Origin of the sequence: Streptomyces sp. NPDC052109, assembly GCF_040680195.1 — a bacterium.
GTDB lineage: Bacteria > Actinomycetota > Actinomycetes > Streptomycetales > Streptomycetaceae > Streptomyces.
Genome location: NZ_JBFAWF010000001.1, coordinates 347,243 through 358,854 on the forward strand (window position 1 = coordinate 347,243; position 11,612 = coordinate 358,854).

Sequence of the window (11,612 nt, forward strand, 5' to 3'; positions counted from 1 at the left end):
CATCACGGCAGGCGGGGGCATCCCGGCAGGAGAGGCAAGAACGGCAGGAACGGTCGAGTCATCTTCGTCGATCCAGCGCCGAAGGAGACCGACTAGCAGACGTTGCGTGTGTCGCCTGACCGGGCGAGGGGACTTCCCACCGCAGGCGACGACCTCCGACGAACCGCGGCGCGGGCGTGAGTGCCGACCGGACCGGTGATCGGCCGCCGTCGGCCGTTCCCGGTGACCGGCGGACGTCGCCCGTGCCCGAGCGGGTCCGCGAACTCCCGTCTCCCTCCTCTGCTGTCACCACGCGTCGTGGTAGTCGATCACCTGGAAGCTGCCCACGACGCCGTCGTCGCCGAACAGGCCCCCGAGACCGAGTGCGCCGCCGAACCCGAACGCGCCGTCGGGGTCGAATGCGTCCCCGTGGTCGGTGCGGGGCACCACGCCAAAGGTCCTGCCGTGGGGGCCGACGGTGGCGACCGGGGCGCCGTTGTCACAGTTGAAGCCGCGGAAGACCTCGACGACCTTCCAGCTGTCATTGACGACGCTGAAGCTGTTGGCGCCGGGTCCGCTGGCCGCGGTGATGCAGCCCTCTTCGGAGGCGGAGTACGTACGTTCGTTGAAGTAGATCCTCCCGCCGTCCCTGTGGCCGTAGCCGCGTCCCCCGCCGTGACGGCCCTCGTTCCTGCCCCCGCCTCCGCTCCCGCCGTCCGAGGGAACCGCGGCGGGAGCGGCTCGTTGTACGGGCCGGGCCGCCCGGTGTGCGGGCTGGACCACGCGGTGGACGGGCTTCGCCGCCCGGTGGGCAGCCGGGGACGCCGGGGCGGATCCGGTGGTCAGGGCGTAGGTGATGCCGGTGGCTGCCAGAACGGTCGCGCCTGCTCCGGCGGCGACCACGGCAAAAGTACGCGTGGGCATGTCGCTTCTCTCTGTCGACGGGCGTCGGCCGGACGACCGATCTTCGACGAACGTATCGGCAGCTCTCATTACTGGCATTCCGGGCATGTCCCAGGTGTGACGGCATGAGCCCAATCAGGTATCGCGGCTCAAGTCGTGGCCGGACGGGTGAAGGAGACGGCCTCGCCCGAGCCCGACGCGACGACACCAGTGCCGGTCACGCGCGCGTAGCCGCGAAGCGCTCGACGTTCATGTCCGGCGTGTCCCGGTGAGGTTGTGGGTCGTGGTGTGCGCGGCGCCCTCGATCACCGGCCGGCGGGCTGCCAGGGCCGCGCTGGGGACGTGCGTGCTCGTCCGGCTGATCGCCGTTGACGGCAGTGGCCGTGGACCGGACAGCCAGGTCAGTCCGCCGCTGTACAGCAACGACCGTGGCATGCCTCGGAGCTGCCGTTGCGGTACGGCGACTTCACCGGTTCAGCCCGGCACGGGGACGGCTCCAAGCTCGGTCGGCAAGCAGGCGCAGTCCGTCGAGGCCGACGACGACCGTGGAGCCTTCGTGCCCGGCAACGCCCAGCGGCAGGGAAACGCCGGTGCGAGCGGCGGCCGGTGCGGGGGCGTCGTTGACCCCGTCGCCGACCACGGGCGCCTCCCGGCCGGTCCGCTCCGGCTCCTTGACCGCTGCGACCTCGTCCTGCGGAAGCAGCCCGGCACGCATGTCCGTGATCCCGACCTCGTCGGCGAGCCGGGCTGAGGCGCGCGGTGCCCCCAGTGACCGGAACCGGAGCGGTGCCGGCCGGACGCCCCAGTGCCGCGGAGGTGGCAGCGGCTTCCTCGCGCGGCCGGTGGAGGGAGGCTCATCGAGTGTCGCGCCCCGACGGCGTCTGTAGCCTGGCATCGGCTTTTCGTCGGGGGGGAGCTGACCGTGGATAACATCCTGTCCGTGGCCATCGGGGCCGGTTTCGGACTGATGGGTGTCGTGTTCGGTTCCTGGTTCACCGCGAGCCGACAGGGCCGTATGTGGCTCCGTGAACGCAAACTCAAAGCCGGGGTCGACTTCACCACAGCTGTAGTCCTGCTACTCGACCACTTGAAGGAAACACGACTGGGTGACGACGGTCCTGGGGTCAACGAGGTGGTGAACCGGATGCAGGAAGCGCGGGCGGCCCTCTATCTGCTCTGCGCCAGCGAAACCGTCGATCTCGCCAATGCTCTCGCGCGCCGGGTCTGGAGCACCCGGCCCACCGAGGGCAGGGACGATCGCAGGGCCGAGTTCCGAGAGACGTTGGACCTCCTGCGCCGCTTCACGCACCAGCTCCGGCAAGAGATCGCCAGATCGTAGTCTCGATCGGATCACCGGCGGACCAGGGAAGGATGCCCGCGACGTGAAGCCCGGCCAGGCGGATGGCCGCGGTTTCTCGGAGCGAGTGGCGACGCCCCGCCAGTGCTTCACGCGGTCGACGCACCGCCCGACGGGATCGCGCCGCTTGGGGGCACGGTACTCGCCACGCGGGAGGAGCACGCGCCAGGACGACGTCGGACTGGGGCGGGGCCGTGCTCGCCGTCAGGGGACACACGGGCGTGCATGACCTGCGTGAAGGCGGGAGCGTCGCCGACCTGTCCGGTGGTGAGATGGAAGGCCGGCAGTCGGCAACGGGCGTCGGCCCCGAGGCGGATCCTTGCAGTAGGCCCGCCGCAGGACCGGCCGCTGGCATGGTCGTCGGGCTCACCGGCCGGGGCTCCTTTTGCGGGCCTGGGTCCCATCCCGGTGGGCGCGCACGATCGTCGAGTCCACGGAGACGGCCCGGTTCAGGTCACTCGCAGCATCGGTCTGTTGCCGTGAGCGTGATGAACACCCGTTCCCAGGTGCCGTCGACGGCCCACACGCACAGCCGGTCGAAACGCCTCGCCAGTTGCCGCATGTCTCCGGCAGGTGCACCCATTGCGTTCCGGTTGCGCTCCGGTCGGGAACCCGAAGGCGATCGCGTCGATCACCTCACGATGATCCCGCCAGCGGCTGCCCCACTTCGGCGTCCGGTCCGGGAGCAACGGCCCGATCCGCGCCCACTGCGCGTCAGTCAACGGCACATCCGGTCGGCGATCGGATGATCTGAACGAAACGGCCCGACACCGGCTCGATGCCGGGCGTCCGTGACGGCGGCCTTCATGCTCTCGATGCGCAGAAAGGATCAACACCCAAGGACGGGCGGGTGATTGCCTTGAGCGCAATCTCCAGTGGTGCGGGCTGCTGATCCGTACGGCCACTCCGGAGGCCGGGAAGCAATGGACCGACACGCAGGAGGTCCACGGGCAGCGCGACCTGAAGGGCCGCGCCGAGGGCGAGACACGCACGGTGCCGGGGCGTCCGGCCTGACGCGCATCCTGCGGCAGCACATCGCCGGCGAACAGCTCCAGTCGGGTGATCCGCTCTCCAGGGTGAGTTCGGCGGCATCCTCGCCGGCTCTGTCATCCGCCGGGCGCGGCGCACCGCACGCAGGGCCGTACTGCCCACGCATGTCTACGAGTCGCCCACCGGGCGGCGCGCCTACGACAACCGGAACACGCGCCTGACGAAGTGGCTCAAGGACGGCGTCCCCGCGCAGGTGGCAGAGTGGGCCGGGAACAGCGTCGCCGTGCACCTGAAGACCTCGCCCGATGCGTCGACGGGCAGCTGCCGGGCGTTGGCTGATCTTCCACCGGTCGAGAACTTCGACACGCATGTGACACGGCCACCCGCGAAAACCCGGTGACGGCCGGACAGCCCCGGACCCCGTCCTTGATCACCAAGGGGGTGTCCGGGGCTGACCCGTGTCGAGCGAAACGGGCCCTGACCAGGAAAAAGCCCTCCCGTTGGGAGGGCTGAGGCTGGGCGCCCCCGGCAGGACTCGAACCTGCGGCCAAGCGCTTAGAAGAGGGCGGCTACTTCCGCCTGCATGGGGCTTTGACCTGTTTGTTAGCCGGTGCAGGTCTGCATGCCACGGCCAACTTAGCCGCGTATTCACCGGAGGAAAGACTTCCGGTGATCTCCCCGACGCCTCGCTGAGTGCTGTGCAGAAACAGGACTGCAAAACGGAGCCGTGTCTGACATCGTCGGGTGAGACGACCCGACGGGGGTCCGGGGTGTGGGATCCGTGCTTCGATGTGCAGAGCCTTGGCCCACGGCAGCAACGATCGGCGCTCGCCACCGGGCGTACTACTCGGGGTGGCCCTAATAGTGCTTCGTTAGGTTGTGGGCTGTCTGCGGCTGCTCCGAGGGCGAGGCAGGGGGCGTCCGCAGGTGGTGCAGGTACCGGTCCAGCACCTCAGCAGGTCCTGAAGAACGTCGAGGACCTGGTAGAGAGTCAGGCCGGTGTGCGGACTTTTGGGTCGAGCCGCCGGAGAGTGAGGAAGGCCTGGGCGGCGGTGACGAGGGTGACGTGGTGGTGCCAGCCGCGCCAGGTGCGGCCCTCGAAGTGGTCCAGCCCGAGGCCATGCTTGAGCTCGCGGTAGTCGTGCTCGATCCGCCAGCGCATCTTCGCCCACCGCACCAGGTCAGCGACTGGGGTGGCGGCGGGCAGGTTCGATATCCAGTAGTCCGTCGGAGTGTCATGGCCGTCCGGCCATTCGACGAGGAGTGTCTGGACGGGCAGGACGCCGTCCCAACGGTTGCGGCCGCCGCCCGCCTCCTGAGCTGCGGCCAGCGACTGCTTGCCCGCAGGCCGCACTGTCAGCACCGCGAACCGTGAGGTCATCGCGCCTCTGCTGCCCTGCCTCCAGGTCACCTCGGTGAACCGCTCCGCACCCGCCTCCGCTGCGAGGACGCAGACGGCTCGCGGTGGGTTGCGGTAGCGGGGCAGGGTAGGTGGTCCGAGCCCGCCGTAAGCCGGCTGGTGCGGGTCGACGTCCTCCGGGTGGGCGACTTCCTTCCCGTTCAGTGCCAGGACATAGGACAGTCCTCGTTCCTGGAGACCGAGCCGGAACGGGGTGCTGACGCCGTAGCCGGCGTCGGCGACCACGACCGGCGCCTTCAACTGCCACTCGGCGAGTGTGTCCAGCAGACCGAGCGCGAGACGCCACTTCTCCTGGTGCACCACGTCGTCGGGGACTTTTGCCCTGCGGCATCGGTCCGGCTCGTCCGTCCACTCACGCGGCAGATACAACTGCCACTCCAACGGGCACGAGGCGGTGTCGGTGGCGGCATGGACACTGACCGCGACCTGGCAGTTCGCCCGTTTCCCGACCGCCCCGCAGTACTGGCGGGCCACCCCGGCCGACGCCTTGCCGCACTTGGGGAACGACACGTCGTCGATCACCCACACCTCGGCAGTGATCACCTCGGGAGCCGCTCGGCGATCCGCCGCCGTACCGGCAGCGGATCCCACGGCGACTGGTTCACGAACTGCTGCAGGGCCTGCATGTTGCCGTCCGGCAGCCGCTCGGCCATCGGCTGGACCGACTTGCGCCGGCCGTCGAGCATCAGGCCCCGCAGATAACACTCGCCCCACCGCCGCTGATCCCGCCGCGGCACCGAAGCGAACACATCGGCAACGAACTCCGATAACTCACCCCGGAGTCGTTCCACTTCCCCCAACCTCATGCCAAGAAGATGCCCAACACCAGGCGAGATCACCCGACGTAACGAAGCACTACTAGGCGCAGGGGGGCACACAGCCGTGACTCATAATGCGCGGGTGATGACGAGTTCAGTGCCGTATGCGGATGTCCCCGCTCGCCCCTGGGTGTCCGCCGATGCCAGGCGGTGGGCGGACGTCCGGGTACCCGCGTGGGCGCGGCCGGTGGGGCCGGCTGTGGTGCTGCTGGTGGCCGTGGTCATGGCGGCGGTGATGTTCTCGCCTGACCCGATGTGCACGGTGGCAGCGCCTTGTGGGGCGGACTGGCTTGATGCGGCCGGATCGATGCTCTTCCTGCCGCACCTGGTGTGGCTGTTTGTGCTACCGGAACTGGCGCTCGTGTCCGCCCCGTTGCTGCTGATCTGGATGAGCAATCCCGATATTTGGTTGGGTGGGCCGGCCGAGAAGATCGCGGACGCCGTCGTTGTGGCGGCGCTGTGTTGGGGCTGGGCGGCCGTCGTGGCGCGGCTGCGGGCGCGCGGCCGCCAACGCTCGCTCGTGCTCGACGCGGCTGGCGGCATCACGGTGCCTGCCCCGGCGACGGACGACGTCCGCCCTTGGCGTCGGGGCTTGGTCCGCGGCGTTGCTGGGGCGATCCTGTGCACGGTGGCCGGTGCCCTGATCACGTCCGTCGTCGTGGACGACCGGTCAGACGACCGTCTGGCCCATACGGCGATGTCGGAGAACGCCCGAGTGGTGGCCTACAACACTGACGACTACACCGTCACCGTCCGCCTCTCCGATAACGCACGACACAGGTTCGACGCGCAGGGCAGCTATCGGGTCGGCAGTAGCGTGCCGGTGCTGATGCACGGCGATTGGATGAGGCTCGCCACTGAGCCCTACGGCGACCGCACCGGCCGCCAGGCGCTGGCACTCGTCCTTGCCGGGCTCGGTGTCACCGTGCTCGGCTCGGGCCTGCTCTCCCGCCGCCGGGCGGTGGCGCTGCACCGCGCCCCGGTCCCGGTACTGCGGGTCCTGACCCGTCACGATCAGGGGCGTACGGAGATATTCGCCGCCGACGACACCGCCACCCTGCGCCCGGTGCTGAGCTACGAGCCCCACACCCGCACCCGCACGGCACTGCGCCAAGCCCTGCTCTACGGTGCACCTCGCGAGGGCGGTGAGTTGATTCTGGCGAGCGCAACGGAGTCCGGGCAGTGGCTCGTCGAGGGGACCGCGTCTCCGATACGGCGCGGTTCGCCCGACGGCACGGGCAAGCCCGGGGTATACCGTCCCGGCACAGCACGCACGGCCGCACACCGCCGGGCCGCTGAGGCCCGCGTCCAAGACGCCCTCACCGCGATGACCCCTGCTACTGGACCGGTCCGGTGGCAGGCAGGTCCGGTGGCGCGCTTCGTCGGAGCGGCGTTGATCGTCGTGGCCATCATGCTGCTGGGGCCGCTCTTCAGGGGTTCCCTTACGTGGTGGCAGCTGCCCTTCTGGTCGGTAGGTGGTTTGTACTGGGTGAGCGTCTGCCTCCGGATGATGATCTGGCGGATCACCGCCGACTCCGATGGACTGCACGTTCGCGGCCTGTGGCGTACTGCCCACCTCCCGTGGGCGGATGTCATCGGCGCTGTCTACACCCCCGAAGGTGAGCTGATCGCCCGTTGCCGCGCCGATGTCGACGACGTCCCCGTCGGCAGTGTCGGCTTCCCGCCGCTGGAGCGACGGCTGCGCCGCCCAGGCCGTGCTGAGCGTGCCGCCGCCGAGATCACCGCGATGGTCCGCGAGCCGGGCCTGCGGCCGAAAAACGACGCCAGAGGCACATGAGCGACCCGCTCCGACCCTGTCACGCTCAGCGGTCCGTCATATCGGGTTTTGGGCTTTCGCGATGTTCAGCAGCGCTTGCGCCATGGCGAGCACACGCTCGGGCGTGTACGCGACCTAGTCGATCGGCGGTCGTCCGGGTCGGCCGGGCTTGTGCCATGTGCGCAGCCACGGCAGTGCGATACCGCCGCTGTTGAGGTCGATCACCCATGACTCCGGAGTGAATGCGTAGATCGTGTGTCGGAAGCTGCAACCGGACCGGGTGTCTGTGTTGTGGGATCCGTGCTTCGATGCGCAGCCCCTCTGGTGCCGCACCCGGCGGGACAGGCGCTTAGAAGATGCGGGCAAGCCTTGGAATGCCGCGCCGTCGGCACTTTGTTAGAACCGCGCTAGGGTGCCGAGTGCCGCTGTCGTCCGTCGCTGTTGCCGTCACTACCGTCGGACTTACAGCGACAGCGCTGGAGCGTGCGCCTTGTTCGACCACATAAGCTGGATCGGAACCCCACCGCTCCCTTGCTCGAGTGGCACCGTCGTGAAGACACGTCCGATGTCGGGGCGCGGTGCGGACTCGACCTCCTTGATGGGGAGATCACCGATCTCACCATTGCCTCCGGGGGAATACCACCCGATCTTCGACACATCGTTCAGTCGGATGGCGTCTTCTACGTCGGGGTCGGTCCGCGCTTCATTGAGCTCGTGATAAAAGGTAGCGACCACATTCTGCCAGGCACCGTTTGCCCCGTCGAACACCGCTATTCCGTTGTCTCCTTCCGAGAAAACCCCGACCGCATAGTAGACGGTGACGTCCTGGCCGTTCCGGTTCACGTGCACCGATCCGTGGTAGCCGCCCAGTCCGTGCGTTGAATCGCTCTCATCGTCATCGACTTTAATGAGCGCGCGCCTCCGGCGACCATTTTCCTCTTCCATGCCAGGCGGAGGTCGGAAGGAAGGCGAGAAGCCGTCGACGAGGACGACGCCACGCGGAAGCATGAGGTTTATGACGCTCTGCTCGGGATCGCTTTCGTCGAGGTCCCCTCCCAGGAATAGTCTACTGGCCAGCTCCTCCGCGTCATCCTTGAAGAACCTAGGGGGCACGTAACCCGGCACCACCCGGGACGGCTCCAGCATCCTGGATGTGATCGGGCTGGGGTAGTACTGGGCAATCACCGATTGCAGCCTACTGTCCGACATGGCGGCTGCAAGTGCAGCATCGATATTTTGTATATCCCTCCTGTCCCATGCTCCCTCCCCGCCTACATAGCGGTTGACGAAAACCAGGTCAGCGATCGTCTTTCCTCCGAAGTGCACCAGATCCCACTTCGGGAGCACACGAAATCCGTCAGACATCACAGGCGCTGTAGAAGCCTCGGCCTCGCACGCTCGCCTTGCGTACGCTTGTGCGACCGGTGACTTGGGACTCATCACGACGTTTAGGGGCCTAATCTCTCCGTTCTCAGAGTGAATCGCTACAGGCTCACGCTCCGGGCACTTGCGAGCTGACATTTTCTCGGGCTTAGATCCGCTGGGAACAGACTCCACATCAGGTGAACGACCACCCAGCCCGTCGACAACTTCGGGAAGATCCAAAGGGGCCACGGTATTGGCTTCTGTCACTTCTCCTTCGCAAATGCGACCAAGACCTCCATAATTCATCCACCCTCCCCGCCAAGCCATACAGCGATCGTTCCACAAGTGATAGTGAAGATGAAGACGACCACAGCGAAAAGAATGTACGGACCGGGCGGCGGGCCTTTGATAGCCGCCAGCCGAGCGCTGAAACTGAGACCAAGAAAACTGGATAGAACACTGCAGAGAACAACGAGAATTTGTGCACGAGGGTGCTCGCTACGGTTGCTGCAAAGGAGGTCAGTCACTCCGCCAAACATGATGACAATCCCTGCAAGGAGGAACTCGACGCCTCCGAAAGTTTTGGCTGGACCAATGTGCTCTCCGGATCCAGTTATTAACGGCCAGCAGACGGCCACAGTAGACAGCAATGTAACGCCGAGGGTCCAGAAATATACCCTTACCATTCGTGGTGTCGGGTTCATAATTACATCCATGAAATTTCCGGCTTCGCGCACTCCTGCGCCAACTGGCTTCACGCTCCGGCCGGGCAAATTCGTCATGGTGACGCCTACCGTGACAGATGACTAAAGCCTTATCCCACAGTAGGGCTAGCGGTGCCGGAGCGCGACCCATTGCTGATCCAGCGCGGGGCGCGGGGCCTAGGCGCAGCGCTCACGCCTTGGCGCTCGCGCTCGTATGCCGGACCACCGTCAAAAGCCGCAGTTCGGAGTGGTTGATGTCAGGCGTGAAGGTCAGGAGCCGGACGGGCGTCGGCCCTGGAGATAAGCCGCGTCAGGATCAGGCCGACCGGACAGGCCTAGGGGATCCGTCGCGCCGCCGCACTGGTGCGCGCCACGGGGCAGAACCCAAGGGCCGTCCGGCATGCGTTTCGCCGCTAGGGCGGCCCTCAGGCCCAGCTGGACCGGCCGCGATGCGATGCAGGCCTGGTGTGCCGTTCGTAGGCTGGTGGTGCTCGGGGCTACTGCGGAGGTCGCCCATGCCCCGAACCATTTGGTCCGGTGCCGTCTCGTTCGGCCTGGTCACCGTGCCCATCAACGTGGTCAGCGCCACCGAGGACCACAGCATCCGCTTCCACCAGTACCACCTGGCCGATCAGGGCCGGGTCCGCTACCGCAAGGTGTGCGAGCTGGAGGACCGTGAGGTCCCGCAGGACGAGATCGGGAAGGGGTACGAGCTGACCAAGACGCAGGTCATCCCGATCACGGACGAGGACCTGAGCAATTTGCCGCTGCCCACGGCGAAGGCGATCGAGATCGACGCGTTCGTGCCGCTGCAGTCCATCGACCCGATCCGCATCGCCGAGGGCTATTACCTCCAGCCCGCCGGCCAGGTCGCGGCCAAGCCCTACAAGTTGCTCGTCGAGGCACTCGGCCGTTCCGCGAAGGTCGCCGTCGCGAAGTACGCGTGGTCGGGCAGGGAGAGGCTCGGCCTGCTGCGGGTCCGTGACGACGTCCTGGTCCTGCACGCCATGCGCTGGCCCGACGAGATCCGCGACCCCGCCGAGCTGCTGCCGGCACCCGCCGAGGTGTCCGAGGGGGAAATCGACGGTGCGCTCGCTCTCATGGACGCCATGACCGTCGACAAACTCGAAGGCGAGGAGTTCAAGGACCGCTACACCGAGGCGATCGCCCGGATCATCGAGGCCAAGCGCGAGGAGAGGCCACTGCCCGAGGCCCCGGAGCCGGAGGAGCCCGCCGTGGTGCTGGACCTGATGGCCGCGCTGCAGGAGTCGGTGTCGAAGGCCAGAGCGTCCCGGGGGGAGGACGCCGGTCCGGCTGAGGTGCACGAACTGCCCAGACCGACGAAGAAAGCCACCGCGAAGAAGCAGCCGGCCAAAAAAGCCACGGCAAAGAAGACAGCCGCGAAGAAGACGACGGGCCGCAAACCGAAGAGTGCCTGAGGGGCGGCAGGCGTGCGGAACCAGGCCTGAACCCCAGCCGACGACAGTCGGCCGTTGGTAGGGCAGGCGGAGGGGCTTCGCACTTGGTGCTGCTCAAAGCCCCTCCGTATCCGACTTTAATCAGCCGCAGTGGGAGGCGCCCCCTGAGCTGCCATAAGCAGTCACGCCGTTCCACTGGTCCGAGCCGTCAACGAGGATGCAATGGCCAGCAGCGTAGACCGAAACCGGCCCAGCGTAGTACGCGTAATTGCCGCTATCACCTTGAGTCGTCGTGGTAGAACATGTGCCACTAGGCGACGTCTGGGTGCAAACGTAAAGCCATGCACCCATTGGCTTTGAGCTTCCGTAGCCGCCAGCGGAGGTAGAGACGGTTACAGCGCAATTCTTCCCAGTGCTGGAGTCGTAGTACAGATAGATGGTTGCATATTGCGATCCGCCGCTTGTTTTGACCGAATAGGAATCGATCTGGTTGCCGGAACACCCGTATCCGGCGGCGCTGGCCGCAGGGGCACTGAGAATGCTGAATCCGATAACCGCCGCTACCGACGCCAGAATGGCGACAATCTTTCTTTTCATGCTTCCTCCCCTAAATGATCAAGGGTGAAGCTATCACCCTGCCTTGTTCGCGTCAACGTTGTGGCGAGTGCAATCGTTGAGGCAATCGATCGCTCACGGTCGCCGCCATTGTGCTGTTTTGTCCATGACCCTCTTTAGGCTATTTACTAGCCTCGATCTCTTTTGACTTTTTCGGCGGCTGAGGGCGGCAGCAGGTCGAGTGCAAGCTGGACGGTGTCCAGCCAGACCTTGTCTGCGCGGAGTCGTGCAGGGGCAGGTTGCGCAGCGCCCTTGTGCGGGGCCAA

General features: G+C 66.7%; 7 protein-coding genes and 2 pseudogenes. 3 read left to right on the forward strand and 6 right to left on the reverse strand.

Translation table 11 applies throughout. The annotated features are described in order from the left end of the window. Positions 1 to 285: 285 nt before the first annotated feature. Together AB0L59_RS01590 and AB0L59_RS01595 are read right to left on the reverse strand one after the other, a co-directional pair. Complete coding sequence (locus tag AB0L59_RS01590; RefSeq protein WP_365578060.1) at positions 286 to 903, reverse strand: hypothetical protein; 618 nt, start codon at positions 901 to 903, stop codon at positions 286 to 288. Between the two features lie 445 nt (positions 904 to 1,348). Continuing rightward, positions 1,349 to 1,724 (reverse strand): annotated as a pseudogene (locus tag AB0L59_RS01595) (HAD family hydrolase); the annotation flags it as partial. An 80-nt stretch (positions 1,725 to 1,804) separates the two neighbouring features. Here AB0L59_RS01595 and AB0L59_RS01600 point away from each other — a divergent pair. Further along, entirely contained in the window at positions 1,805 to 2,221 is a 417-nt protein-coding gene (locus AB0L59_RS01600; protein WP_365578062.1) for a hypothetical protein, read from the forward strand. A gap of 467 nt (positions 2,222 to 2,688) precedes the next feature. Here the strand turns inward: AB0L59_RS01600 and AB0L59_RS01605 are convergent, their stop codons facing one another. Both AB0L59_RS01605 and AB0L59_RS01610 read right to left on the reverse strand, forming a co-directional pair. Next, positions 2,689 to 3,273 carry a transposase gene (locus AB0L59_RS01605; RefSeq protein ID WP_365578064.1) on the reverse strand — a complete coding sequence of 195 codons (585 nt, stop codon included), beginning with the start codon at positions 3,271 to 3,273 and terminating at the stop codon, positions 2,689 to 2,691. A gap of 947 nt (positions 3,274 to 4,220) precedes the next feature. Continuing rightward, positions 4,221 to 5,455: pseudogene (locus tag AB0L59_RS01610) on the reverse strand (IS701 family transposase). A gap of 211 nt (positions 5,456 to 5,666) precedes the next feature. On the opposite strand from AB0L59_RS01610, the gene AB0L59_RS01615 reads away from it, so the two are divergent. Next, positions 5,667 to 7,265 (forward strand): hypothetical protein, encoded by a 1,599-nt coding sequence (locus AB0L59_RS01615; RefSeq protein WP_365578066.1) that lies wholly within the window; start codon positions 5,667 to 5,669, stop codon positions 7,263 to 7,265. A 441-nt stretch (positions 7,266 to 7,706) separates the two neighbouring features. Here AB0L59_RS01615 and AB0L59_RS01620 read toward each other — a convergent pair whose 3' ends face one another. After that, positions 7,707 to 8,849, reverse strand: a complete 1,143-nt coding sequence (locus tag AB0L59_RS01620) for a hypothetical protein (protein WP_365578068.1) — start codon at positions 8,847 to 8,849, stop codon at positions 7,707 to 7,709. Between the two features lie 979 nt (positions 8,850 to 9,828). Here AB0L59_RS01620 and AB0L59_RS01625 point away from each other — a divergent pair. Further along, on the forward strand, positions 9,829 to 10,752 hold the full coding sequence (locus AB0L59_RS01625; RefSeq protein WP_365578070.1) for a Ku protein: 924 nt from the start codon (positions 9,829 to 9,831) through the stop codon (positions 10,750 to 10,752). A 120-nt stretch (positions 10,753 to 10,872) separates the two neighbouring features. Here AB0L59_RS01625 and AB0L59_RS01630 read toward each other — a convergent pair whose 3' ends face one another. Further along, positions 10,873 to 11,328, reverse strand: coding sequence for a hypothetical protein (locus AB0L59_RS01630; protein WP_365578072.1), 456 nt, complete (start codon positions 11,326 to 11,328; stop codon positions 10,873 to 10,875). Positions 11,329 to 11,612: the final 284 nt, after the last annotated feature.

Excerpts from the sequence above, each read along its gene's own strand:
- AB0L59_RS01590 (WP_365578060.1), bottom strand. The coding sequence starts at position 903 with ATGCCCACGCGTACTTTTGCCGTGGTCGCCGCCGGAGCAGGCGCGACC.
- AB0L59_RS01625 (WP_365578070.1), top strand. The coding sequence starts at position 9,829 with ATGCCCCGAACCATTTGGTCCGGTGCCGTCTCGTTCGGCCTGGTCACC.
- AB0L59_RS01630 (WP_365578072.1), bottom strand. The coding sequence starts at position 11,328 with ATGAAAAGAAAGATTGTCGCCATTCTGGCGTCGGTAGCGGCGGTTATC.